Raw genomic sequence first — 23,038 nt, 5'->3', positions numbered from 1 at the left:
CCCGATCACGCCGCCCGCGCCCCGGTGGGTGCCGTCGTGGTCCGGATGGCAGACTCCGACCCGTGCGCGTTTACCTCGGATCGGACCACGCGGGCCTCGACCTGAAGAACCACCTCGTCGAGCACCTCGGCGCGGCGGGCCACGACGTCATCGACGTCGGCCCGCACGCTTACGACGCCCTCGACGACTACCCGCCGTACTGCGTGGAGACCGCGCGCCGCGTCGTCGCCGACCCGGGCAGCCTGGGCGTGGTGCTCGGCGGTTCCGGCAACGGCGAGCAGATCGCCGCCAACAAGGTCCCCGGCTGCCGCGCCGCCCTCGCCTGGAGCGAGGAGACCGCGCGACTGTGCCGCCAGCACAACGACGCCCAGGTCGTCGGCGTCGGCGCCCGCATGCACAGCGCCGAGGACGCCACCGCCATCGTTGAGGCCTTCCTGGCCACCCCGTTCTCCGGCGACGAGCGGCACATCCGCCGCATCACCCAACTCACCGACTACGAACGCACCGGCACCCCGCCTTCACTGCCGAGTTGATTCCTCCCGCCGCCCGCCCCCTCTTCCCCACCCGGCACCGTCCCCGGCTGGGCTGGGCGGGCGCCGCCAGGTCGAATGGCCGTGACCACCAACCCGGAACGCGGCCCGGTTCCACTCACTTGATGGGGTGAACTTTGCCGGAGGGGCACACCCTGCACCGGCTCGCTCGGCTGCACCAGGAGTTCTACGCCGGTGCGCCGGTGCGGGTGACCAGCCCGCAGGGCCGGTTCACCGACGCGTCCCTTGTGGACGGTCAGGTGCTCGACCACGCCGAGGCGCACGGCAAACACCTGTTCCACGGCTACGGCCCCGACCGGGTGGTGCACATCCACCTCGGTCTCTACGGCACGTTCACCGACGGCGAGCTACCGCCCCCGGACCCGGTGGGCCAGGTGCGCATGCGGTTGATCGGCCGGACACAGTGGACGGACCTGCGCGGCCCCACCCGCTGTGAGGTCCTCACCGACGCCGAGGTCGACGCGCTGCGCGCCCGCCTCGGCCCCGACCCGCTGCGCGCCGACGCCGACCCCGACCGCGGGTGGGCGCGGATCTCGCGGTCCCGCACGTCCGTCGCCGTCCTGCTCATGGACCAGTCGGTGATCGCCGGTGTCGGCAACGTCTACCGCGCCGAACTGCTGTTCCGCCACCACATCCACCCGTCGGTGGCGGGCAAGGACATCGCCCGCCCGTGCTGGGACGAGCTGTGGGCCGACCTGGTCGCCCTGATGACCATCGGCGTCCACAGAGGACGCATTGACACGGTCAGGGACGAGGACCTGCCCGAGGCCACCGGCCGCGCCCCGCGACAGGACCGGCACGGCGGCGAGGTCTACGTCTACCGCCGCGCCGGTCTGCCCTGCCTGGTCTGCGGAACCCCGGTGCTCACCGAGAAGCTCTCGGCACGCAACAACTTCTGGTGCCCCACCTGCCAACCGGCCTAGAAGAAGTCACCTCCACCGAAGTCGCCCCCGCCGAAGTCCCCGCCGCCGAAATCGCCGAAGTCGTTGCCGCCGAAGTCGCCTGCGTTGTCGGCGCCGCCGTCGAAGCCGCCCCCGTCACCGCCGTCTCCGCCGTTGAAGTCGCCGAAGTCGTTCATCGCGTCGGCCTGGCCCGCGTCGTACCCGGACTCCCACGCCGAGGCGTCGGGGATGCCGTGCATGCCGGTGAACATCGCGTCGAACAGCAGGACGGTGCCCAGGCCCCACGCGCCGCCGATGAGCGCGGGCTTCCACCACGGCTCGCTGTACCAGCCCTGCGGGACCGGCCGCCCGGCCACCCGCCCGCCCGGGTAGTAGTGCGGGGTGCCCTGGCCGGGCATCGGCGACGCCTCGTACTCGTGGCCCTCGACGACGACGCGCCGGTCCTCCTGCACCCGCCCGGCGCGCTGCTGCTCCGGGTCGGCGGGCAGTTCCGGGCCGGGGTCCAAGCCCATCGCGGTGCGCGCGGCACGCACGTAGTACAGGCCCTCCATGGCGGTCTTGGTGACCAGCCGCGCCTGCTCGACGGTGGTCGCCTGCTCCATCTGCGACCCGGCCGCGGTGTACCGCTCGGCCGCGTCGGCCAACGCCTGCTTGGACGCCTCGTCGGTGCCGGACAGGTTCACCACCTGCCCGCCCAGCCGCTCGACCCAGCGCCGGGCGTCGGCCTTGGCGTCCGCCAGCCGCGCGGCGCGGGCCGCGGCCTGGCGGCGCGTCACCACGACCCCCACCACGACCAGCGCCACGATGATCACGACGACCGCGATCGCGCCGCCCATGCGTGCCTCCTTTGTCCGCTTGTCCTGGACAACGCGGGACGCTACCGCCGGGGTTCCCCGTGTCACCCAGAACACCGCGACCCACAGGTTCCGCTCAGAAGATCTCGGTGCAGACCGGCTCGCGCTCGGCCAGCATCGCGTTCGACAGGGCCGCGACCGCGCCCGCCGTGTGCTCCTGGACCAGGCCCGCCGCCGCTGCCGCGCTCAGCCGGGCGCCGCCGAGGTAGGCCGCGCCCAACTCCCGCACGTCCAGCGTCAGGTCGGCGGCCTGCTCAGTCTGCGTGACCGTCATCCGCCCGTCGGCCGCCGTGAGCCGCCAGCGTCCCTCGTTCCAGCGGCAGAACGCGTCCACGACCTCGACGACCACGTCCACCGGCGTCAGGTAGCCCCGCAGCGGTAGCGCCTCCGCCACGTCCACCAGCCGGACGTGCAGCGCGTCGAAGCGCTTGCGCAGGGCCACCCGCGACTCCGGCAGCAGGCGCGTGAGCGGCTCGTCAGGGCTGCCCGCGTAGTCCACGGTGGTGACCAGGTCGAGGTCTAGCAGGTACCGCCACAGCGCCGTGTACGCGGCGGGGGAGTTCGCGACCAGTTCGTACACCGACACCTTGCCCGCCGGACCGTGGTCGTCGAAGCTCGGCGTCACCCGGTAGGCCGCGTAGCCCTCCGGGTGCACCGCGAACCTGAACGCCGACCGGCCACGACGCGTGTTCTCGGTGTCGTGGAAGTGGTAGCCCCAGTTCGCGTCCACGCGACCGAGCGCGCCAACGCGTTCACGCGCGTACCGGTCGTACTTCTCGCGCAGGAGCGGCATCGCCTCGTCCCGCGTCAACTCTCTTACCGCCGTCGAGTCGGCGTGCACGTCAGGCTGGAACGGCGTCTTGGCGGGCAACGTGAATTGCTGCTGCTCGGTGGCCACCCCGTACCCGAACCGGCCGTAGATCACCGATTCCGACGCGAACAACGCCGACACCGCCGGACCCGACCGCGGCAGCGCCTCCCGCAGCATCGCCCGCAACACGCCGCGCCTGCGGAAGTCCGAGGCCACCGCGACCGCCGACACCGCCGCGATCGGGACCGGCCCAGTGCCGGGTAGCGCCAACGGCCGCTCGTGCACCCGGGTGGCGCCGACCTGCCGGTCGCCCGCGAACGCGCCGAGATCGAGCAGGGCGTCGGTGAACAGCAACTCTTTCGCCTCGAACGCGGCCGAGTTGTGGTCCCAGAGGAAGGCGCGCGCCACCAGGGCGGCGCTCGGCTGGATCTCGTCGGCGGTCAGGTTCCGCACGGTGAAGGTGTCCATGTCGCCGTGTCTACGGGAGAATGGCTCCTCGTTGCCACGGATTTGTCCCGTTGCCCGGGTGGCGACCCCCGCTAGGGTGGGGCGATGGGGAAGGCAGCCCTCGGGGTGGGTGTGTCATGCGGGTAAGCGCTCCAGTCCTGGTCCGGGACGCGACGGTGCACGACGCCTTGGCGATCGGCGCCGTGCACGCCGAGTCTTGGCGCACCGGGCACCGGGACCTGTTCGAGAGCCACTGGCTCGCGATCCTCGCCGAACGCCGCCGCGGCCAGTGGGTGGACCGGATGGCCGCGATGGGCGCGGAGGACGTCGTGCTGGTCGCCCAGCGCGGTGAACGGGTCGTCGCGTTCGCCTGGTACCGCGAACACCCGGACAACCGTGCCGACGTGCAACTGCGGTCGCTCTACGCCCACCCCACCGCTTGGGGCAGCGGCGTCGCCCAGACCCTGCTCGACGAGGTGCTCACCGCCGCCGCGAGCTGCCGCCGGATCCGCCTGTGGACCCTGCGCGGCGCCACCCGGGCCCGCCGCTTCTACACCCGCGCGGGTTTCGCCGAGACCGGCCTCATCCGCGAACGCGACTACGGCGACGGCCGCCCGGTCCTCGAGGTCGAGTACGCCAGGCGGCCGGTCGCGCTCAGTTGAAGTAGGCCTCGCCCTGCTGTTCCAGGCCGTGCTCGACGACCAGCCGGGTGGCTTCCGGCACGGGCAGCTCACCCAGCCGCTCCGGTTCCAGCCACGCCGCCCGCGACGTCATCAGCCGACCGCCGACCGGGCGCCCCCGGAAGCACACGGCGAGCTCGGCGCTCCACGGCTCGCTGGGGTCGTTGAACACCCCCACCAGCCCGGTGATCTCCACGTGGACCCCGGTCAGCGCCTCCACCGCCCGCACCGCGACCACCGGCAACGAGTCGGCCGCGGGCTGCGGTCGTCCGGGCAGCCGGTACCCGTCCCCGGTGCGCGCCATCAACACCAGCCCCGCGTCGTCGAACACCACGATCCCCGCCCCCACCACGGTCCGGCGGACGGCGGCCACAGAGTCGAAATAGCCGGATTGCGACATGCCTTACTGCCTACCGTCCGACCGGCACCCGGCACCACGGCCCTTGACCCGTTCTTCGCACCCGAGCCGGAAAATCACCCGGCTGGCTGTGCCGTGCACCACACAGCCGGACAACCCGCCACCGACAGTCGGGCATTCCCACTGATCCGCAGGCCGGGAACGATCCCAAACGACGAAACGGCCGCCCCGGTCCCCCCGGAGCGGCCGCACCCAGAGCGGGCGACGGGAATCGAACCCGCGTAGCTAGTTTGGAAGACTAGGGCTCTACCATTGAGCTACGCCCGCGTACGCGGTAAGTGGCCCCGCGCGGGAAACAGCCTAGCGCGTGCCGCTAGGCTGGGTGACGACCCCCCGGGCTGTGGCGCAGTTTGGTAGCGCATCCGCTTTGGGAGCGGAGGGTCGCAGGTTCAAATCCTGTCAGCCCGACCGGAAATGTTGGTCCTGACCAGCGAAAACAGTGGGGCACCCTCGGTGAGGGTGCCCCACTGTGTCTCATTTGGGGTCTCACTCGTACCTGCTAGGCCGCCGGCACAGGCCACCTTCGGCCGCCAGGTTCGTCGTCATCGCCGTTCCTGGCGATCGTGGGCAGCACCTCGGCGAGAAGGCTCACCAGGGCGTCCTTCTGCGCTGTGGAGAAGCCCTCCGGGCCTCCTTCCCCTGCTGGTGTGGACGTCGCCCCGCAGTGCGGACAGGCGCCCTCCACGGGGGCCACTGGCGGCGTCTTCCACAACAGCTGTTCCACCTGTCCTGCGATGCCCAGGACAACCTCCGTGGGCACGTGGACGTAGCGCTTGACAATCGAGGCTTCGCCCCAGCCCATGACCTCCATGATCGCGGGGAGCGGCACTCCGAGCACGAGCAGCATGGTTGCCGCCGTGTGGCGTGCGTCGTGGAGTCGGGCGTCCCGCACCTCGGCATCGATCAGCAGCTCCTTCCACGCGGTGTGGTCGGCACGTGGGTCGATCGGGCGACCGGTGGGCTGGGTGAAGACCCACCCGCCCTCTTCCCAGAGGTTCCCGGCGTCCGCGCGCTCGATGTCTTGAGCGGCTTTGTGCTCGCGGAGCAACTCCAACAGCGGGCGAGGGAGACCTACGGTCCTGTTCCCGGCCCGGGACTTCACTTCGACTTCGCGGAGACCGCCGCCGCGCCGCTGTGGGCAGGCCGAGGCGTGCGCGGTGCAGTTCGGCGGGCAGGGCGGCGGACACTGTCGCTTGTGGCGGGTGCACTCGCGCTTGCATGGCTTGGTCTTGTGCAACCTGCGGCCGCATTCGTGTGAGTCTTCGCATCCATGTTTCCAGGTATGGCGCTGGAGTTGGCGCGGCGTGCGCAGAAGACCCTTGTCCAGGTCGATCCGTGTCCATTTCAGGCCGAGTGTTTCACCCTTACGGAGACCTAGCGACAGCGCCAGCGCGAACCGTACACCGTTGCGACGCTTCTCTGCGGCGAGGAGAATGCGCTGGGCCTCGTCCTCAGTGAACGGAATGATCTCGTCTTCATCCACTCGCGGCGGCTTCGCCATCGCCGCTGGATTCTTGGTGACGATCCCGCGTTCCACGGCGACGAACAGGGCGGTTTTCACGGTGCGGTGAACCTGGTGAGCAGTACCCGACTTCGCCCCGGCCTTCATCATTGCGGCGTACAGCTTTTCCAAGTGAGAGGGCTGGAGTCGGTCCAGCCGGTGCGCACCAACTCCCGGGACCAGGTGCCGGTAGACCGCCGTACGGTAGCCCGCGAGTGTCGAGTCTCGAACCGTTGGTGCGGCAATCTTTTCGACCCATTCGGTGAGCCACGATTCCAGCGTCGGAGCGCGACCCGCCTTGGTGACCGCCCCCGACTTCCGCTGCTGCTCCAATTCTCGAACGCGTTCGATCACGGCATTCTCATCAGCACGCTTGACGTGCCGACGATCAGGCTTGCCGTTGTCCTTGACACCCATGGTGACACGACCGTGCCATTTGCCATCCTTTCCGAAGTAGATGGACGAGGCGTTGTTGGGGCGTCGTGTCCCTTCGGGGCGCTTCTTGCGAGGCATGGGTGGCCTTTCGCGTGGTGGGGTGTGCGATGCGTGGTGCGGCGGACTGCTGCTGCAGCAGTGGTGATGCCCCCTGTTGCAGCCGTTCTTGTCGTCAGGCGGCTAGGGCGTTGGTGAAGGTGGTGAGGGCGTCGGCGGGGACGCGGCGTAGCCGTCCGATGCGGACGCTGTGGATGGCGCCATTCTTGATGAGCGCGTACATGCGGGTGCGGCTGATCGAGAGCAGTGCGGCGGCGGCTTCGACGGTGAGCAGCACGCGTGGTGTGGCCGTGTTCGTGTCGTTGTTCATGACCGGGGTGCTCCTTGGTGAGGGTGGTGGTGACGGAAGCGACCTGGTCTCTTGCGTCACGGGTGGCGCGGGCCGACGAACTTGACGAACTAACGAACTTTGGGTCTGACCTGGGGGTTTGGTGGGGGGTTAGTTCGTCGTGACGAACTAACCTGGTGGTGTTTGTGCTGGTGGGGGGCATAGTTCGTTAGTTCGTCAAGTTCGCCGGGGTGGCGGTGTAGGTGTCGGTGGGGCGGCCTCCCTCGGGTCGGCGGTGGGTGGTGTGGGTGACGCGGCCGGTGTCGATCAGGCGGGCGAGGAGTGCGTCGGGGTCGATGTGGCGTCGTTTGGCGTTGCCCTGGTAGTGCCCGGTGGTGATGTCGCGTTTGGTGCGGCCTTGTGGTCCGGCTGCGGTGATGTAGGCCAGTAGGGCGGCGAGCGCGTTGTCAGGGTGGAGGACGGCGCGGGCTGAGTTGATGCTGTAGCGGGTGAGGGCGGCGGCTGCGGCGAGGTGTTGGGTCGTGATGTGGGGGGTGCGGTCGAGGGCTGCGTAGGTGGCGGCGATGCGCAGGGTGTTGGGGACGGCTCGGGAGGTGAATTGGGCGAGGACGGGGTTGCCGTCGCCGTCGGAGTCGGTGCCTGCGAATTCGAGGTAGAACTGTCGCCAGTGGTCGGTGGCGTCGGGTGCGATGGTGATGCGGTCGAGTCGGGTGGCGTGGCCGATGCGGTCGTTGAGCGCGGCGCCGAAGTGGAGGATGAGGGTGTCGTCCACTGGGGAGGGTGTGGGCAGGAACTTCGACTGGGCGACCGCGATGGGGAGGAAGCGGTTGTAGGTGCCTCCGGCCAGGTCGGTGGCGGAGACCTTGGCGGCGAACTCTTGGGGGGTGATGTGGGCGATGATGCCGATGTGGGTGTCGCGGGCGGTGCGGGCGGCGACGTTCAATGTGGACAGGTCGCCGCCTTCCCATGCGGCGCGCAGGGTTGCGGAGAGGGTGTTGCCCTCTCGTTTCATGCGTGCCATGACGGAGGCCCACTCGGGTTCGTAGGCCAGGAGCCGGACGTCTCCGGCGGGGAGCAGCCGCGCGCGGCCCGGTTTCCCGCCGCCGCCGCCGCCGTCGTCGTCGGTGGCGAAGACGGCGGCCAGGCCCTCGCCGCTGGACAGGCCGGACTTGATGTTGCCGGTGACGAAGTCGGGGATGGCGTGGGACAGGACGGCTTTGGCGACGTTGTAGCCGGTGCCTTTGCGTCCGGTGCCGGTCCGGCCGATGACGATGGGCCAGGTGAGCAGGGGGTGGCGCTCGAACCCGCCCACCACCACGTGCGGGCCGGGGCCGATGGCGGTTGCGGCGGCGGCGAGGAGGGTGACCAGGACGTTGACCGGGTCGGCCTCGGTGAACCGGTCCACGTGGAGGGCGACCTGGCCCAGGAAGGTGTCGAACACGGCCGGGGCGGTCGGGGGCAGCCAGTCGCGGACCCGGGCGACCTGGGCGGCCATCGCCCGGTCCGTCTGGTCGGTCGCCGCGGTGGCCGGGCCGTGTTCGGGCTGGTCGGCCGGGGGTGGGACCGCGTGCAGCCGCCGGGTGGCGGGGTGTGGTGTGCTCACGGCGGGTTCCTCTCGGGCGGTGACAGAACGTGGCCAAACAGTCCGGGCAAAGGGCAGGACCAGTCGGGGAGGGAGGACCGAGTGGGGGCGGAGATTCGCGTTTCCGGGGGTCTCGGGGCAGGGGGCGCGGGGTGCTCCCTTGCCTCCCTGGCGGGTGTTGGGGCTGGTCGGGTGAGGGATGTGGGGTGGGGAGGCGGTGAGGGAAAACTCCCTCCCCTCGGCCCGTGTCCCTCGGGCGTTCCCTGTTGCTGTCGGTGCTCGTGCGGGGTGTGATCTGAGGTCCCACTAGCCCCCCCGGGGGGTGTGTCTGGCCGGGTGTGGGCGGTTTCGCGGTGTGCGGGCCGGGAGGCCGCTAGGTGCTAGTGCCGAGGTCAGCGCCGGTGTGGGCCGCTAGTGGCGCCGCTAGGTCTAGCGGGGGTGGCCCGCTGAGCGGGGGGGCTAGTGGGACGTGGTCTCGACTGCCGTCCCCGTCTTCGACTGCAGCGGTCCCGAGTGGACTGCGGCTGTAGTCGAGGGTCAGTCGGTGTGCTCGGAGATGGCGGCGAGTTCGTCCATGACCTGCGCGGCCCGGGTCTGGGCGAGAGTGAGCAGATCCATGTCCAGTCGGGCGCCGGGGTGGCGGCGGGTGTCGAACACGAGTGTGCCGACGGTGGACAGGTCCACCGTTCGAGCGGCGTTGGCCAGGGCGGTGTCGACCAGGAACAGCACGAACTGGGTCAGGGTGGGGTGTCGAGGGTGCGCCAGTCCATGCGGGTCGAGGGGACCAGGTACAGCAGGGCGGCCACGGTGTCGACGGTGAGGTCGACGCGGCCGACCCCGGGGACGGTGTCGGGGGCGGGGGTGAGGGTGGGGAACGGCGCGACGGTGTCGACGGCACCTCGGCGCCCGGTGGTCGGGGTCGGTTCGTGTCGGTCGGGGGTGGTCATGGTGTGTGGTGTCCCTTCTCGTGGACGGGTGAGGACGGCTGTCGTCGATACGGGTGTCAGGGGTGGTCGAGGTCGACCGGCCCGGTTCCCGCGTCGGCCAGCAGGGCGGCGAGGGCGTGGCAGCGGCGGGCGTTGTGGTCGCGGGTGAGGGCGTAGAGCCGTTCGGGGTGTCCGGTGCGCACGGCGTGGACGACGGGGTCGGGGGTGGTGTCGGTGAGGGCGCGCAGCGCTTCGACGCCGGTGTCGGTCAGCGCGGTCCAGGCGTCGGTGGCGATCTGGGTGGGGGTGGCGGTGCCGAGCAGGCGGGTCCGGGCCAGGGTGAGGGCGGTGGCCAGTTCCGGGCCGGTGAGGACCTGGGGCGGCGCTCCGGGTCCGGACAGGCGGATCAGGGGGACGCGGCCCCACCGGTCGTGGGTGGTGCCGATGGTGCGGAACCCGACCACGGGCGCGGCGGCGGGTGCGAGTTCGTGGGCGGGTTCGTGGGCGGTGGTGGGCATGTCGTGTCCCTTCCCCGGGGGCGGTTGGCGGGCGCCCACGAACCCGGGTTCGTGGGCGGGGTGAGCTGCGGCGAGGGCGGTCCGGGAGCCCCCGGCTGTTCCAGCCGGGCGGAGTTCGGCTGGAACAGCCGGGGGGCTTGGGGACCCGGGTGTCAGCCGCGCAGGGCGGCCAAGGGCTGCCGGGCCGGGCGGGGTCGGGTGTCGCGGGGCAGGGCGAGGGTGAACGCGGCGTGGACGACGGTGTTGAGGCGGGCGATGACGTCGTGGTCGCGGCGCAGGCGGGCACGCACGGCGTTCTCGCACTCGACGACGTGGATCAGGCCCAGGTTGAGGACCTGGTCCGCGACGAGTGCGCGGACATGGACGTGGTCGCCTTCGAGGTCCTCGACCGGGTGGCCCTGACAGACCAGGCCGTAGAGGACGGCGACCAGGTTGCCGGTGCTCAACCGCAGCGGGGCGGAGAACGCCACGGTGGGGCCGGCGGCCGGTTCCCACTCGAACGCGGTGGGCACCGAGACAGGCGGGTAGTCACCGAAACGGACCTGGGCGACCTGGGTGGGCAGGGCCTGGGTGGACGACATCAGGCCACCCCCACCGGCAGGCGCGAACCGCGACCACCCCGGGAACTCGCCACCGGGGCCGTGCGACCGCCGTAGATCTGCTCGATCACGGCGTAGAGCCGGTCGCGCAGGTCACGGTCGGGGCCGTCGCGGTGACCGGACTCGATCAGCGCCCGGGTGTCGGCGATGTCGTGACCACCGCAGGCCAGCAACGCCTCGCACAGCATCGCGTGCAACAGCTGCGGGTCGGCCTCGAAGTCGGCCAGCCACTCGTCCGGGTTGTCACCCTGGATGGCCAACCACGCCAGGGCGGCCAGGTCACCGGCGCTCATCGGGACCGCGATCGCGATGGTCGCCGCCACCGGGTCGGGTCGGGTCGTTTCGCGGTTCACGGCGGTGAACCGGACCCTCACCCGGCCGGTGCGGGAGGTGATCTCACCGTTCGCGGCGGCCCGGGGAATGACCCTGTAGCCGCTCACCGGGCCACCCCCGACACAACCGCCCCGGACACCGGGGCCACCGGGAGGTCTCCGGCGCTCGGCTCCACCACGACCTGGCCCACCGCCTGCACCTGGTAGGCCGACTCAGCGCGGGTGTTCAGGTAGATGCGCAGGGACTCCGGCGAGATCCGCAACGACTTCCCGATCCGCACCGCGTCCAACTCACCAGCTTCAATCGCCCGATAGATCGTGTTCGGGGACACATCCAACATGTCAGCGACCGCGCGAACGCGGTGGAATCGGCTACTCTCAGTTCGCATCGCTATGCCCTTCACGGCTCGGTGCATGCGCCCCGGCCGGTGTGTCCGCACTGGTCGGGGCTTTCTGTTGTCCCTCAGCGTGTCACTGGCTGCTGCCAGTTCCAACGCCTCCAAGGTCTACTGGCTGCAGCCAGTTAGAGTCAACTGGCTGCAGCCAATGTCACCCGATTGGCTCAAGCCAGTGCGGGGTACAGTCACTAGCAGGCAGCAGCCAGTCCGGCCTGATGGGAGGGAACTTGTCTGCGCAAGATGAGCCAGCAAGCAAGAGGGTCGCAGCGGCCCTGCGGGGCAGGATTGAGAAAGGCGAACTTGCGGCGGGATCTAAATTGCCGTCCGAACGCGAGATAGCTTCCGAATATGAAATTGCAAGGACAACGGCTTCCGCCGCGATCCGCCTTCTTGAGCAGGAAGGTCTAGTACTTCGCCAGCATGGTCGGGGAAACTTCGTTCGCGAGACGAGCCCGCTAATTCGCCTTGGCGGTGATCGGTACTCCCGTAAGTATCGAGGGGGGCCGACCCCCTTTCGTAGAGAGTGCGAAAGGGCTGGACTTACTCCGCGAGTAGAAGTCCTTGCGGCAGAGCAGGCGCGGCCTCCGATTGAGATTGCACAGCGCCTAGGCGTAGACTCATTTACAGAATCCGTTCTGCAGCGCTCGAACCTCTACTTCGCAGACGATGAGCCTGTGCAAGTCGTCAACACTTACATCCCTTGGGCTGTGGCAGAGGGAACACCACTGGTTGAACGCAAACAGACCGGAAAAGATGGCATCTACGGCAGGCTTGAAGACTGCGGCCACATCATGACCACTATCCGCGAAGAGGTTACGGCACGGATGCCTGATCATCGCGAGCGTGAAATGCTGGCATTGCCAGGAGGGACGCCCGTGCTGCAAGTAATTCACACAAGCATTGACCAAAACCAGTCGCCTTTTGAGGTCACCCGTTTTGTGTTGAGAGCTGACCGAAATGGGCTGCTTTACCAGCTCGCCGTGGACTAACGTCGTGAAGCGAAGACGTGCTGCGGGTTTGGCCGGACCCCAAATCCGCAGTGTCTAGGGGCGCACCGCCAAGCTAGGCCTATCGCCCCTAGGTCTAGGGGCAGGCCCTAGGGCGCTACGGCCCACTCACCTGCGCTCTAGTGCCTCTAGGGGCCTTTCTCGCGCGGCCAATGGAACGCACCGACCGCAGCCCTACTAGCACGGCGCGGGGGCTAGTAGGACGATGTTCGGGGATCTTCGCTCGGTCGCGGTTGCGCTGTCGCAGCCAGGGACCCTTGCGTCTGCGCGGTTTCGGGGGCCTGTAGACACCGGGCGCGACCCGCGACTTTGATGCGTCATCGCTGACCAGTGCGGTCGCGGCCCAGGTAGCGTGGCCGCGACCAGTTGCGGCCACGCCGCAACCTGTCAGCGTCATGCAGAGGCCAGCCGCTGTGCAGGCCTCACGGCTTGGCCGCCAGGCCGCACAGTTGCGGCGGCCTCGGCTCCGAAGGGTCTCAATGCGGGTCTCAGTACGGGATCGTTCAGCGAGTTTCCTCAGTCTCGCTAATGCCGCCCCACCTGCGAAAGCATCGGCGGTGAACCGTGCGGAACGACCGTGCCGAGTCTTTGGGAGCGGAGGGTCGCAGGTTCAAATCCTGTCAGCCCGACGAACTCCGGACGACCCGTGCTCACGGAAAGCGTGAGCCGGGTCGTTCGTAGTTTCGACTGGGGGGCGACCCCCCAGACCCCCACGGTGCGATCTCTCCCGAACCAGCGTTGCTCGTTCGGGCCTGTCGGCCCTCACATCGGGTATGTAACCAATGGGCTTGTCGCCCACGGCGCGGCGGGCGGCGGCACCAGCGTTGCTCGTTTTGGGCCTGTCGGCCCTCACGTCGAGTAGGTAACCGATGGGCTTGTCGCCCACGGTGCGGCGGGCGCCGGAACCAGCGGGGCTCGCTCGACCTTCGGTCGTCGCATCGAGGTGGGGGACCAGGGGGCTTGCGGCCACGGTGCGGTGGGTGAGTGGGTGTGGGTGTTAGGACCTTGGGGGCCAGTTGTCGGTGAGTTCCATCTTGAGTTCGTCGATGTAGGCGAGGGTGCGCGGTAGGACGCCGGGGGGCTCTGCCAGCGCCCGGTGGGCCATCGTCAGCCCGACGGCTGATGGGGAGCCGAAGAGTTCGTCCAAGTACCGGAGACCGGCGTTCGTGACCTCGACCGTGCGCGGGTCGGCTTGGAGGCGCCGGACGCGGGCGGCGACCTCCTCGACCCCGCTCCCATCGGCCATCATCAGACGGGCGATGTCGCCCGCGTCTTTGTCGATCAGTCGATCCGGTCGTCCCCTGTCGACGGCCCGTTCACCGATCTCGTGCGCTTTGGCGATCAACAAGGCCGCGGGCCCGGCCACGTTGGCCTTGATGCCGCGCCGGTCCGTGCCGGAATCGAGGGCTGTCACGTCCATGAGGTCTCGGTCGAACGAGGGCCGCCTCAATCCCCAGGACCCGCCGGGTCGCGTCGTAGCTGTGCGGGGGATCTTCCCGCCGCGCCTGCCCGGGGTGAGGCTCTGGGGCACGAGCAGGTCGACCGGGATCGAGACCACCTTGCCGTTGACGCGCTCATCTCGAAGCCAGGTACCGGGCTGACCTCTGTCCCCCACGGTGAACCCGGCTTCCAGCATGGCCTGTTCGAGCCGTGGGACGTCTTGGAGTGCGCCAGGGTCCAGGCTGACGTCGGCGTCGCTGGTGAAGGCGGCGACCGCCAAGCGGACGTCGTCGCTGCGGAGGTAGACGGCTTGGGCGCCGACCACGGTCACCGCCGTGGTCTGGTCGCGCAGCGCCGTCAGGGCGTCTAGCAGGACTCGGCGGGTGAATGATGGTGAGTTGGCGGCGGTCAACGCCGTCGGGGACCTTCGACGTGCCTCTCGCATTTCGTGGTGGAAGTCGGTCGCACTACGGCGTTTGCCGCGGGCTGGGGCGACGCCACGCGTGCTCGTTGCCGCGCATCCACGCCAGCAGTTCCTCCGCCTCCGCGGGCATTCGTCCAGGCCCGCTCAAGCAGTCGAGCGCGAGTTGGCTGATCCCGACGCCGAGCAGGCCGTTGAACAAGCTTGCTTCGGGGCGGATGAACACGGCGGAGTCGGGGGACACCAGTAGCAACACATCCGCGTCGTTGACCTCGCGGGCTCGCATCAGGGCCAAGTCCTTGCGCACGTCCTCGATCAGCGGGCTCGCCCGCACGTACAGCATGAGAGCACCTCCCACGGCGAGCGGCGCGAGCACGGTCGCGGCGTAGGTGCCGGTCACCAGCACCTCGTGCCGGGACGCGCCGCGTTGGAGTTTCCGCAGGACCTCGTCGACACCCTGCCTGGCGATCGTCGGCACCACACTGTTGACGCCTGTCAGGTCATAGGTGGCCGCTCGCGCTCGCAGCAGCCCTTCCCAGTCGATGTGCGTGATTTCCTTGTTGTTCCTGGTGATCAGGGCTTCCCTGGTCATCACGTCCAACAACCGGCTCGTGTAGCTCTCGCTGATGCCTGCGGCGCGGGTCAGTTCGCGCGGTTGCCTGGGTGCGTCGTGGTCCACTAGTTCGCGGACCAGGCGACCGGCCAGCGCCCCGGACAAGCCGCGCTTGGCCTGACTCGCCGGAGCGGGATCGCGATCATCGCCGACAGTGCGGATGAGCACGGCTGGTGCTTCGAGCGACAGGTGAACGTTGCCGGTGAGGTCGAGGTAGCCAACTGGAATGGAATCGAGCACCTGCCGTGCGCGCGGGCTCAGCCAAGGAGCGAGGAACAGCGGCACGGCGTGCCGCTCCTCGGCGCGATGAGCCAGTTGTCTGGCACTTGCCTCGGCGATCGCTGGAGTGGGTCGTAACTTGGCTTCGACGAGAACGGTCGCGGCCGGGCCGCCTGCGGGAGGGGCAACCTCCCACACGGCGTCACAGTCACGATCTCGACCGAGGTGATCGTGTGACTCGATGCTTGCCTTGACCACCCACCGTGTTCCAAGCAGACGTTTCAGAGCCTCCGCGCCGTTGTGGAGTAGCTCGGGTCCATCAAGTGGCCTGGTGGTCGTGCTCACCCGACCAGACTAGCGGACTTGCCAGATTTGGCGACTTGTCAGGCCGTGGCAAATATCCGTATTTGGCAAGTACTCGCCCGGCTGGTGCGCCGACCAGCGGCGTTGCGACTACGAAGAGTGAGTGTGGCGACCCCTTGGGCAGGGGGAAGGCAGGGGGCGGCGGGCGGGAGGTCGCTTCCCGCGGGGAGTGAAAGTGCGCGCCCCCTGCCGGGTTGGAGGGGAAGGGGAGGAGGGGGTTAGCAGTCGCGGAGTTCGGGGGACTGGTTGAGGAGTTGGCCGCGGGGGGAGATGAAGGCGCGGTAGCGGTCGCTGTCTACGGTGGCGGGGGTGAAGGCGGCGACGCGGTGGCAGTTCTGGAAGGCGAGTTTGACGCCGAAGTGGCGTTCGAGGCCGCCGCGGATGGCGTCGGAGGCGAGGGCGCGCAGGAGTTGGCCGCGTTCGGTCTCGCTGGGGGGTGGGATCTCGTTGTCGGCGAAGCCGGTGGCGTCGACGGAGGTGGCCACCGAGGAGATCACCTTCCAGGCGTAGGGCAGTGAGTCGCGCACGACGGTGATGAACTCGGCGTCGTCGACGGGGCCTGCCTCGGCGCGCGCCAACAGGTCAGCGGGCACATCGAGAGACATCCGCACCTCCTGGTCCATGGGGCGGCCGTCCGGCCGCGAGTACTGCGTACCGCGACGGTTGAACAGTGGACAAGACCCGCCACCGGTTCGGCCCAGTCGGGATCACCCCGTCGCCCCTTGCCCTCGCGGCGGAAAACCCGTACCAGCGGGGAGGGTGAAACTCGGAGTCTTCCTCCTCGCCGCCCGGTTCCCCGGTCAGAGCGACATCGATGCCCTGACCCGGTCCACCGCTCTCGCCATCGACGCCGACCGGCTCGGCCTGCACGACGTCTGGGTCGCCGAGCACCACTTCATGTCTTACGGCACTTGCCCCGATGCCACGACGCTCGCTGCCAACATCCTTGGTGCCACGAACCGGATTGACGTCGGCACGGCAGTTAGCGTCCTCACCACAACCCACCCGTTGGCCCTAGCGGAGCGGGCAAGGTTGTTGTCCATCGTCAGCCACAACCGCTTCCGCTTGGGGGTCGGACGCGGCGGACCGTGGATGGATCTAGAGGTCTTCAACTCCTCACTGGACCGCTACAACGAAGGCTTCCCCGCCACCCTCGATCTCCTCCTAAGAGCCCTCAACGACTCCACGGTCGAAAACCACGACCGCTACTACGACTTCCGCCCCGTCCCGATGTCCCCCACGCCGCAAGCCATCCCCACCGTCCACATGGCATGCACGTCCACGGCCTCCGTCGAACTGGCCGCCGCCAAGAAGCTCCCCATGCTCCTCGGCATGCACATGACCGACGAACAAAAGCGCGAGTTCGTCGACCACTACCGGAGCGCGGGCGGCCCCGAGGACGCGGACCACATCTCCACCGTCGTCGCCCACGTCGCCGACACGCGCGAGCAAGCCGTCGAGGACGTCATGACTACGGCCCCCGGATGGCTCGCCCAGGGTCTGGCCGCCCACGTAAGAGTCGACGGTGGCCCCGGCCCAGACCGAGATCCAGTGGCGTACGCGCGGCTACTGTGCGACCTTCACCCAGTCGGCGACCCCGCCCACTGCGCGCGCAAGCTGCGGGATGGGGCGCGTGGGTCCGGTGTCGACCACGTCATCGCGTTGGTCGAGGTGACCGGGTCCCCGGGGCACGCGCGGCGCACCCTCGACCACCTCGGGCGGGTCGTGGCCACCCCGCCCGGTCCCGACCTGGGCAAGCTCGCCTAGACTCGGGGGCTGATCCAGCCCGCGCGCCCCCGCCTTGCCGGGCTGGACCAGGGGAACCCCCGACACACCAGGCAAGGCCCTACCGCCATAAGACAGTCGCACGAGGAGATCACGTTGAAGAGCACCGTCGAGCAGCTCAGCCCGACGCGGGTACGGATCAACGTCGAGGTGCCGTTCGACGAGCTCAAGCCGAACTTCGACCGCGCATACCGCAAGCTCGCCAGTCAGGTCCGCATCCCCGGGTTCCGGCCGGGCAAGGCGCCCGCCCGGGTCATCGAGTCCCGCATCGGCCGCGCGCCGGTGCTCGACGAGGTCGTCAACGAGGCGATCCCGGCCAAGTACATGGAGGCCGTGAACGCGGGCGAGGTGCGCGCGCTCGGCCAGCCGGACATCGAGGTCACCAAGCTGGAGGACGGCGACCACCTGGCGTTCACCGCCGAGGTCGACGTGCGCCCGGACATCACCGTGCCCGCGTTCGGCGAGTTCAAGGTGTCCGTGGACGACTTGGAGCTCACCGACGCCCAGGTCGACGAGCAGCTCGATGAGCTGCGCGCCCGGTTCGGCACCCTCACCGGCGCCGACCGCCCGGTCGAGGACGGTGACTTCCTCTCCGTCGACCTGTCGGCCACCGTCGACGGCCAAGAGGTCGAGGACGCCAAGACCAGCGGCCTGTCCTACCAGGTCGGCTCGGGCGAGCTGATCGACGGCATCGACGACGCCCTGCTCGGCGCCCAGGTCGGCGAGACCAAGACCTTCACCACGGCCCTGGTCGCGGGCGAGTTCGCCGGTCAGGACGCCGAGGTGTCGGTCACCGTCCAGTCGGTGAAGGTGCGCGAGCTGCCCGAGCCCGACGACGAGTTCGCCCAGTTGGCCAGCGAGTTCGACACGATCGAGGACCTGCGCGCCGACCTGCGTGAGCGGCTCACCCGCGTGCGGAAGATGCAGCAGGGCGTGCAGGCGCGGGACAAGGTGCTCGACGCGCTGCTGGAGATCGTCGAGGTGCCGCTGCCGGACAAGGTCGTCGAGGCCGAGGTGAGCAGCCGCCAGCACGACGCGGTGCACCCGTTCGACCACAGCGAGGAGCAGTTCAACGCCTACCTGGCGACCGAGGACCGCACCCGCGAGGAGTTCGACGCCGAGGTGCGCGCCGAGGCGGAGAAGTCGGTCAAGACCCAGTTGATCCTGGACGCGATCGCCGAGAGCGAGCAGGTGTCGGTGTCCGACGCCGAGCTGACCGAGCGGATCATCTACCAGGCGCAGCGGTTCGGCATCAGCCCGGACGAGTACGTGCAGCGGGCCCAGCAGTCCGGCCAGCTCGGCGCGATCTTCGCCGACGTGCGCCGGGGCAAGGCGCTGGCCTCGGTGGTCCGCCAGGCCGAGGTGACCGACGAGTCCGGCAACGCGGTGGACCTCTCGGAGCTGTTCGGCGCCGACGAGCCCGCCGAGGCCACGGCGGTCGCCGAGGTCACCGAGGCCGCCCCGGTCGAGGCCGGGTCGGACGCGCGGGACGAGGAAACGGCCGCCCGGTAGCACCCGGTCGGGCGAGACGGGTTTGACGCTCTGAGCGAAAGTGGGCGGTGTCGGGAAGTCGGCGCCGCCCGCCTTCGTTAATGTCGGACTAGATCCACCTGCTTACGTAGAGAAACAGGAGCACTTCCCGTGAGTGAACGCCACATCCCACAGTCCCGGTACGTGCTGCCGTCTTTCGTGGAGCGCACGAGCTACGGGGTCAAGGAGTCCAACCCCTACAACAAGCTGTTCGAGGAGCGGGTGATCTTCGTCGGGGTCCAGATCGATGACGCCTCGGCGAACGACGTGATGGCCCAGTTGATCTACCTGGAGTCCACCGACCCGGATCGCGACATCACCATGTACATCAACTCCCCGGGTGGCTCGTTCACCTCGTTGATGGCCATCTACGACACGATGCAGTACGTCCGCCCGGACATCCAGACGTTCTGCCTCGGCCAGGCCGCGTCGGCCGCCGCGGTGCTGCTGGCCGCGGGCACCAAGGGCAAGCGGTTCGCGCTGCCCAACGTGCGCGTGCTCATCCACCAGCCCGCCACCGAGGGTGTCTACGGCCAGGTGTCGGACCTGGAGATCCAGGCCAACGAGATCCAGCGGGTGCGCACCGCCCTGGAGACCACCCTGTCCCGGCACACCGGCCGCGACGTCACCCAGGTCCGCCAGGACATCGAGCGGGACAAGATCCTCACCGCCGACGAGGCGAAGGAGTACGGCATCATCGACGAGGTGCTGCCGTACCGCAAGCTGTCCCGCGGCTGAGAGCGCGAAATTCCTCGACTGGGCCGCCGAACGGTCGAAAAGACCCGACACGCGGGCCGAAGGCGGCCTACCGTGGTCGTCTAGGCGGTACCAAGGCGGTCACGGGTCGAGGCGGGCGCCGGTCAACACCGGTGCCGAGGGCCGGGGACCACCCGGTCACCCGAGCGAATTGGCCCGCGTCGGTGCCTGCTTCTCCCGTTCGGCGGGGGTGGGCGGGTACCGTCGAGGGCAACGGTCGCGACCGGTCCGGTCACGTGGCGGATCCCCCTGCGGGGTTCCGGCCGGGTGGTCGGGTCCGGGAGCAGCCGGACACACAGCCAGACGCGCCGCCCCGGGCGCGCCGGAGGGGACAGAGGTCAGCGGTCATGGCACGTATCGGTGACGGCGGAGACCTGCTCAAGTGCTCTTTCTGCGGAAAGAGCCAGAAGCAGGTGAAGAAGCTCATCGCCGGTCCAGGTGTGTACATCTGCGATGAGTGCATCGACCTCTGCAACGAGATCATCGAGGAGGAGCTGGCCGAGGCCGGTGACGTGAAGCTCGACGAGCTGCCCAAGCCCGCCGAGATCCACGACTTCCTCGACCAGTACGTCATCGGCCAGGACGACGCGAAGCGCTCGCTGGCGGTGGCGGTGTACAACCACTACAAGCGCATCCAGGCCGGTGACCGCGCCCGCCCCGAGGGCCGCGAGTCCCGCGAGGAGACCGTCGAGCTGGCCAAGTCGAACATCCTGATGCTCGGCCCCACCGGTTGCGGCAAGACCTACCTCGCGCAGACCTTGGCGAAGCTGCTGAACGTGCCGTTCGCGATCGCCGACGCCACCGCGCTCACCGAGGCCGGTTATGTCGGCGAGGACGTCGAGAACATCCTGCTGAAGCTGATCCAGGCCGCGGACTACGACGTCAAGCGCGCCGAGACCGGCATCATCTACATCGACGAGGTCGACAAGATCGCCCGCAAGAGCGAGAACCCGTCGATCACCCGGGACGTCTCCGGCGAGGGCGTGCAGCAGGCGCTGCTGAAGATCCTGGAGGGCACCACCGCGAGCGTGCCGCCGCAGGGTGGCCGCAAGCACCCGCACCAGGAGTTCATCCAGATCGACACGACGAACGTGCTGTTCATCGTGGCAGGCGCGTTCGCGGGCCTGGAGAAGATCATCCAGGACCGGGTCGGCAAGCGCGGTCTCGGCTTCGGCGCCGAGATCCGGTCCAAGGCCGACGTGGACGCCGCCGACATGTTCGCCGACACCATGCCGGAAGACCTGATCAAGTTCGGGCTGATCCCGGAGTTCATCGGCCGCCTGCCGGTGCTGGCCAGCGTCACCAACCTGGACAAGCAGTCCCTGGTGCAGATCCTCACCGAGCCGCGCAACGCCCTGGTCAAGCAGTACCAGAAGCTGTTCGAGATGGACGGTGTGGAGCTCGAGTTCACCGACACGGCGCTGGAGGCGGTCGCCGACCAGGCGATCCTGCGCGGCACCGGTGCCCGTGGCCTGCGCGCCATCATGGAGGAGGTCCTCCAGTCGGTGATGTACGACATCCCGAGCCGCACCGACGTGGCGAAGGTCGTCATCACCGAGCAGACGGTCCGGGAGAACGTGAACCCGACGATCGTCGCCAGGCAGCCGTCCCGCCGCGAGCGCCGCGAGAAGTCCGCCTGACCTCGAGACACCCGATGAGGCCGCCGCTCCGATCCCGGAGCAGGCGGCCTCGTCCGTTTTCCCGCGCGCGCACCGAACTGGCTGCTGCGTGGCGTCCAGAGCCTCGGAACGCCGGTCAGCTGTGGATCGCGGTGGTCCGGTTGTGCTTGCCGAGGAAGTCGAGCACGGACGGCACGACCCCCCGGTAGAACGGGTCGCCGTGGCCGCCGGGCCCGGTGAAGGCGACCTCCGGGTGCGCCAGCTTGATGAACTTGCGGGCGCCGTCGATGAAGTGGTCCTCGGTGCCGCACCAGATGCCGACCGGGGTCTTGCCCAGCCGGTCGGTGTTGCGCAGCGGGTCCAGCGACGCCCATTCGTGGTTGCTCTTGAACGCGTGCCGGGTGCTCATCTCGCGCCACGACATCAGCAGCCCCGGCGAGATCGCCGCCACCGCGTTCAGCGGTCGACCGAGTTCGGCCCGGCGCCGCGCGTACAGCAGGGCTCCGAAGCCGCCCATGGAGACACCAGCGCAGGCGAACGGGGTGGGGTTGAGGCCGCGCTGCGCCAGCCAGCGGGGGACCTCGTCGAGCAGCATGCCCATCGGGTTGTCGCCGACGTGGTTCTCGTGCCAGTAGTTGTCGCCGCCGTCGACCGCGACGAAGGCGAACGGCGGGATCGACCCGTCGGCGGCCTTGCGGACCAGGCTGGTCGCCAACCCGGTCGGCGCCGCGTGCCGCGCGTTGCCGCGCAGGCCGTGCAGGAACAGGCAGACCGGCAGGTCTTTCGCCGGGAGTTCGGTGGGCAGGATCGTGACCACGTCGACATCGGTGCCCCGGGCCGCGGAGTGCACCCGGTCGGTGCGGATGACCGGGTCGACGTCCCCGAGGGCCTGTGCGATAGCCTCGAGCACCGGCAGGGCGCCCGTGCTCGCGCCGAGCGCGATCCCCGCCGTGGTGGCACCGGCGGCACCGGCGATGAGCAGGGAACGCCTGCTCATCCGGATGTTGCCCAGTCGCGCCATGGTGTCCTCCGTGCTCCCCGCCCCCCGAAGTGACGGACCGGCCCTAGGGCTGGGTTCGTCAACATGCTCAATCGTGTGAGCATGCCCGGATGTTTCTCGGTTCAGCTACAGAGTGTGCCCACTGCTCGGTTGATGTCCCCCGACCAGCCCAATCAGTGGTGACTTGTTGCCCACATCACCCCCGGGGCCGTCTCGCCCACCGGGAACTGGACCCCAGTCCACTCAGCGGACGCGCTCGTCGCCGCTGTACAGGTTCATCGTGTCCCCGCGCAGGAACCCCACCAGCGTCATGCCCTGTTCCTCCGCCAACTCCACCGCCAACGACGACGGCGCCGACACCGCCGCCAACACCGGCACCCCCGCCATCGCAGCCTTCTGCACCAACTCGAACGACACCCGCCCCGACACGAGCAAGATGGTGTTCCGCAGCGGTACCAGCTCTTGCTGCAACGCCCACCCCAACACCTTGTCGACCGCGTTGTGCCGCCCCACGTCCTCCCGAACCACCAGGACATCCCCGTCGGCGGTGAACAGCCCTGCGGCGTGTAGCCCACCGGTGCTGCCGAACACCTTCTGCTTCTCCCGCAACACCCCCGGCAACCCCGCCAGTGTCGCCGCCTCCACCACCACGGAATCCCCCGCAGGCGAAAACCGCGTCTTCACCCGCACCGCCTCCAACGCCGCCTTACCGCACACGCCGCAGGAGGAGGTCGTGTAGAAGTTCCGCTCCACCCCAGGCGCAGGCGCCGCCACCCCCTCCGCCAACGTCACGTCGAGAACGTTGTACGTATTCCGCCCCCACTCATCCACCCCATCGCAATACCGGGCGACCGCCACATCCCCCCGCCCCCCGATAACCCCCTCCGTCAACAAAAACCCATGCACCAACTCCACATCACTCCCCGGCGTCCGCATGGTCACCGCCAACGCCCGCCCCCCAACCCGCACCTCCAACGGCTCCTCC

At 69.2% G+C, this 23,038-nt stretch carries 25 protein-coding genes and 2 tRNA genes; 9 read left to right on the top strand and 18 right to left on the bottom strand.

What is annotated here, in order from left to right; translation table 11 throughout:
• Positions 1 to 62: 62 nt before the first annotated feature.
• Both H504_RS0101200 and H504_RS0101195 read left to right on the top strand, forming a co-directional pair.
• Positions 63 to 533, top strand: coding sequence for a ribose-5-phosphate isomerase (locus H504_RS0101200; RefSeq protein WP_026421259.1), 471 nt, complete (start codon positions 63 to 65; stop codon positions 531 to 533).
• Between the two features lie 134 nt (positions 534 to 667).
• Positions 668 to 1,474 carry an Fpg/Nei family DNA glycosylase gene (locus H504_RS0101195; protein ID WP_026421258.1) on the top strand — a complete coding sequence of 269 codons (807 nt, stop codon included), beginning with the start codon at positions 668 to 670 and terminating at the stop codon, positions 1,472 to 1,474.
• Here the strand turns inward: H504_RS0101195 and H504_RS0101190 are convergent.
• Together H504_RS0101190 and H504_RS0101185 are read right to left on the bottom strand one after the other, a co-directional pair.
• The gene (locus H504_RS0101190; protein ID WP_026421257.1) at positions 1,471 to 2,289 is read right to left on the bottom strand and encodes a hypothetical protein; all 819 of its coding nucleotides are present in this window, start codon (positions 2,287 to 2,289) and stop codon (positions 1,471 to 1,473) included. The genes H504_RS0101195 and H504_RS0101190 overlap by 4 nt on opposite strands.
• 94 nt (positions 2,290 to 2,383) lie before the next feature.
• Complete coding sequence (locus H504_RS0101185; RefSeq protein WP_035302972.1) at positions 2,384 to 3,586, bottom strand: GNAT family N-acetyltransferase; 1,203 nt, start codon at positions 3,584 to 3,586, stop codon at positions 2,384 to 2,386.
• A gap of 116 nt (positions 3,587 to 3,702) precedes the next feature.
• On the opposite strand from H504_RS0101185, the gene H504_RS0101180 reads away from it, so the two are divergent.
• The gene (locus H504_RS0101180; RefSeq protein ID WP_035302970.1) at positions 3,703 to 4,227 is read left to right on the top strand and encodes a GNAT family N-acetyltransferase; all 525 of its coding nucleotides are present in this window, start codon (positions 3,703 to 3,705) and stop codon (positions 4,225 to 4,227) included.
• Here H504_RS0101180 and H504_RS38255 read toward each other — a convergent pair.
• Both H504_RS38255 and H504_RS0101170 read right to left on the bottom strand, forming a co-directional pair.
• Complete coding sequence (locus tag H504_RS38255) at positions 4,220 to 4,645, bottom strand: NUDIX hydrolase (RefSeq protein WP_051385374.1); 426 nt, start codon at positions 4,643 to 4,645, stop codon at positions 4,220 to 4,222. The two genes, H504_RS0101180 and H504_RS38255, sit on opposite strands and share 8 nt — an antisense overlap.
• 214 nt (positions 4,646 to 4,859) lie before the next feature.
• Positions 4,860 to 4,930: transfer RNA gene (locus tag H504_RS0101170), tRNA-Gly, on the bottom strand.
• A 67-nt stretch (positions 4,931 to 4,997) separates the two neighbouring features.
• Here H504_RS0101170 and H504_RS0101165 point away from each other — a divergent pair.
• Positions 4,998 to 5,071, top strand: a tRNA-Pro gene (locus H504_RS0101165).
• 91 nt (positions 5,072 to 5,162) lie between these two features.
• Here H504_RS0101165 and H504_RS32755 read toward each other — a convergent pair.
• From H504_RS32755 to H504_RS38250, 9 genes are all read right to left on the bottom strand, one after another.
• Complete coding sequence (locus H504_RS32755) at positions 5,163 to 6,677, bottom strand: tyrosine-type recombinase/integrase (RefSeq protein WP_084467277.1); 1,515 nt, start codon at positions 6,675 to 6,677, stop codon at positions 5,163 to 5,165.
• A 94-nt stretch (positions 6,678 to 6,771) separates the two neighbouring features.
• On the bottom strand, positions 6,772 to 6,966 hold the full coding sequence (locus tag H504_RS0101155; protein WP_026421254.1) for a helix-turn-helix domain-containing protein: 195 nt from the start codon (positions 6,964 to 6,966) through the stop codon (positions 6,772 to 6,774).
• Between the two features lie 187 nt (positions 6,967 to 7,153).
• Positions 7,154 to 8,548: a DUF3987 domain-containing protein gene (locus H504_RS0101150; protein ID WP_245614024.1), complete on the bottom strand. Its 1,395-nt coding sequence runs from the start codon at positions 8,546 to 8,548 to the stop codon at positions 7,154 to 7,156.
• A gap of 516 nt (positions 8,549 to 9,064) precedes the next feature.
• Entirely contained in the window at positions 9,065 to 9,256 is a 192-nt protein-coding gene (locus H504_RS0101145; protein ID WP_026421252.1) for a hypothetical protein, read from the bottom strand.
• An 8-nt stretch (positions 9,257 to 9,264) separates the two neighbouring features.
• Positions 9,265 to 9,474, bottom strand: a complete 210-nt coding sequence (locus H504_RS0101140) for a hypothetical protein (protein WP_026421251.1) — start codon at positions 9,472 to 9,474, stop codon at positions 9,265 to 9,267.
• Positions 9,475 to 9,530: 56 nt separating this feature from the next.
• The gene (locus tag H504_RS0101135) at positions 9,531 to 9,971 is read right to left on the bottom strand and encodes a hypothetical protein (protein WP_026421250.1); all 441 of its coding nucleotides are present in this window, start codon (positions 9,969 to 9,971) and stop codon (positions 9,531 to 9,533) included.
• A 152-nt stretch (positions 9,972 to 10,123) separates the two neighbouring features.
• Positions 10,124 to 10,552 carry a hypothetical protein gene (locus tag H504_RS0101130; protein ID WP_026421249.1) on the bottom strand — a complete coding sequence of 143 codons (429 nt, stop codon included), beginning with the start codon at positions 10,550 to 10,552 and terminating at the stop codon, positions 10,124 to 10,126.
• Positions 10,552 to 11,010, bottom strand: a complete 459-nt coding sequence (locus H504_RS0101125) for a hypothetical protein (protein ID WP_026421248.1) — start codon at positions 11,008 to 11,010, stop codon at positions 10,552 to 10,554. The genes H504_RS0101130 and H504_RS0101125 overlap by 1 nt, the downstream gene beginning before the upstream one ends.
• Positions 11,007 to 11,291 (bottom strand): helix-turn-helix domain-containing protein, encoded by a 285-nt coding sequence (locus H504_RS38250; RefSeq protein ID WP_157440141.1) that lies wholly within the window; start codon positions 11,289 to 11,291, stop codon positions 11,007 to 11,009. The genes H504_RS0101125 and H504_RS38250 overlap by 4 nt, the downstream gene beginning before the upstream one ends.
• Positions 11,292 to 11,515: 224 nt before the next feature.
• Between H504_RS38250 and H504_RS39285 the strand changes: the two genes are divergently transcribed.
• On the top strand, positions 11,516 to 12,289 hold the full coding sequence (locus H504_RS39285; protein WP_084467275.1) for a GntR family transcriptional regulator: 774 nt from the start codon (positions 11,516 to 11,518) through the stop codon (positions 12,287 to 12,289).
• Positions 12,290 to 13,304: 1,015 nt separating this feature from the next.
• Here the strand turns inward: H504_RS39285 and H504_RS32745 are convergent.
• The 3 genes from H504_RS32745 to H504_RS0101105 form a co-directional block, all read right to left on the bottom strand.
• The gene (locus H504_RS32745; protein WP_051385372.1) at positions 13,305 to 14,159 is read right to left on the bottom strand and encodes a hypothetical protein; all 855 of its coding nucleotides are present in this window, start codon (positions 14,157 to 14,159) and stop codon (positions 13,305 to 13,307) included.
• A 55-nt stretch (positions 14,160 to 14,214) separates the two neighbouring features.
• On the bottom strand, positions 14,215 to 15,066 hold the full coding sequence (locus tag H504_RS32740) for a hypothetical protein (protein ID WP_051385371.1): 852 nt from the start codon (positions 15,064 to 15,066) through the stop codon (positions 14,215 to 14,217).
• A gap of 515 nt (positions 15,067 to 15,581) precedes the next feature.
• The gene (locus H504_RS0101105) at positions 15,582 to 15,968 is read right to left on the bottom strand and encodes an SCO5389 family protein (protein ID WP_026421247.1); all 387 of its coding nucleotides are present in this window, start codon (positions 15,966 to 15,968) and stop codon (positions 15,582 to 15,584) included.
• Positions 15,969 to 16,122: 154 nt separating this feature from the next.
• Between H504_RS0101105 and H504_RS0101100 the strand changes: the two genes are divergently transcribed.
• From H504_RS0101100 to clpX, 4 genes are all read left to right on the top strand, one after another.
• Complete coding sequence (locus tag H504_RS0101100) at positions 16,123 to 17,130, top strand: LLM class flavin-dependent oxidoreductase (protein ID WP_026421246.1); 1,008 nt, start codon at positions 16,123 to 16,125, stop codon at positions 17,128 to 17,130.
• 114 nt (positions 17,131 to 17,244) lie between these two features.
• Positions 17,245 to 18,660, top strand: coding sequence for a trigger factor (gene tig / locus H504_RS32735; RefSeq protein ID WP_051385370.1), 1,416 nt, complete (start codon positions 17,245 to 17,247; stop codon positions 18,658 to 18,660).
• Between the two features lie 129 nt (positions 18,661 to 18,789).
• Positions 18,790 to 19,416, top strand: a complete 627-nt coding sequence (locus H504_RS0101090; protein WP_026421245.1) for an ATP-dependent Clp protease proteolytic subunit — start codon at positions 18,790 to 18,792, stop codon at positions 19,414 to 19,416.
• Positions 19,417 to 19,781: 365 nt separating this feature from the next.
• Positions 19,782 to 21,074 (top strand): ATP-dependent Clp protease ATP-binding subunit ClpX, encoded by a 1,293-nt coding sequence (gene clpX, locus H504_RS0101085; RefSeq protein WP_026421244.1) that lies wholly within the window; start codon positions 19,782 to 19,784, stop codon positions 21,072 to 21,074.
• A 115-nt stretch (positions 21,075 to 21,189) separates the two neighbouring features.
• On the opposite strand, the gene H504_RS32730 is transcribed toward clpX, so the two are convergent.
• Positions 21,190 to 22,074 (bottom strand): alpha/beta hydrolase, encoded by an 885-nt coding sequence (locus H504_RS32730; protein WP_035302968.1) that lies wholly within the window; start codon positions 22,072 to 22,074, stop codon positions 21,190 to 21,192.
• 222 nt (positions 22,075 to 22,296) lie between these two features.
• The coding region (gene fdhD, locus H504_RS0101075) for a formate dehydrogenase accessory sulfurtransferase FdhD (protein WP_026421243.1) at positions 22,297 to 23,038 on the bottom strand (742 nt) is incomplete at its 5' end.

Source organism: Actinokineospora inagensis DSM 44258 (assembly GCF_000482865.1).
GTDB classification, from domain to species: Bacteria; Actinomycetota; Actinomycetes; order Mycobacteriales; family Pseudonocardiaceae; genus Actinokineospora; species Actinokineospora inagensis.
The sequence above is the reverse complement of the archived record's forward strand: the minus strand, read 5'-3'. Positions and strand labels throughout refer to the sequence as shown.

Coding starts and splice junctions, on each gene's coding strand:
- H504_RS32755 (WP_084467277.1), bottom strand. CDS start 6,677: ATGCCTCGCAAGAAGCGCCCCGAAGGGACACGACGCCCCAACAACGCC.
- H504_RS0101140 (WP_026421251.1), bottom strand. CDS start 9,474: ATGACCACCCCCGACCGACACGAACCGACCCCGACCACCGGGCGCCGA.
- H504_RS38255 (WP_051385374.1), bottom strand. CDS start 4,645: ATGTCGCAATCCGGCTATTTCGACTCTGTGGCCGCCGTCCGCCGGACC.
- H504_RS0101135 (WP_026421250.1), bottom strand. CDS start 9,971: ATGCCCACCACCGCCCACGAACCCGCCCACGAACTCGCACCCGCCGCC.
- H504_RS32730 (WP_035302968.1), bottom strand. CDS start 22,074: ATGGCGCGACTGGGCAACATCCGGATGAGCAGGCGTTCCCTGCTCATC.
- H504_RS39285 (WP_084467275.1), top strand. CDS start 11,516: ATGGGAGGGAACTTGTCTGCGCAAGATGAGCCAGCAAGCAAGAGGGTC.
- H504_RS0101185 (WP_035302972.1), bottom strand. CDS start 3,586: ATGGACACCTTCACCGTGCGGAACCTGACCGCCGACGAGATCCAGCCG.
- H504_RS0101105 (WP_026421247.1), bottom strand. CDS start 15,968: ATGTCTCTCGATGTGCCCGCTGACCTGTTGGCGCGCGCCGAGGCAGGC.
- clpX (WP_026421244.1), top strand. CDS start 19,782: ATGGCACGTATCGGTGACGGCGGAGACCTGCTCAAGTGCTCTTTCTGC.
- H504_RS38250 (WP_157440141.1), bottom strand. CDS start 11,291: ATGCGAACTGAGAGTAGCCGATTCCACCGCGTTCGCGCGGTCGCTGAC.
- H504_RS0101190 (WP_026421257.1), bottom strand. CDS start 2,289: ATGGGCGGCGCGATCGCGGTCGTCGTGATCATCGTGGCGCTGGTCGTG.
- H504_RS0101130 (WP_026421249.1), bottom strand. CDS start 10,552: ATGTCGTCCACCCAGGCCCTGCCCACCCAGGTCGCCCAGGTCCGTTTC.
- H504_RS0101180 (WP_035302970.1), top strand. CDS start 3,703: ATGCGGGTAAGCGCTCCAGTCCTGGTCCGGGACGCGACGGTGCACGAC.
- H504_RS0101155 (WP_026421254.1), bottom strand. CDS start 6,966: ATGAACAACGACACGAACACGGCCACACCACGCGTGCTGCTCACCGTC.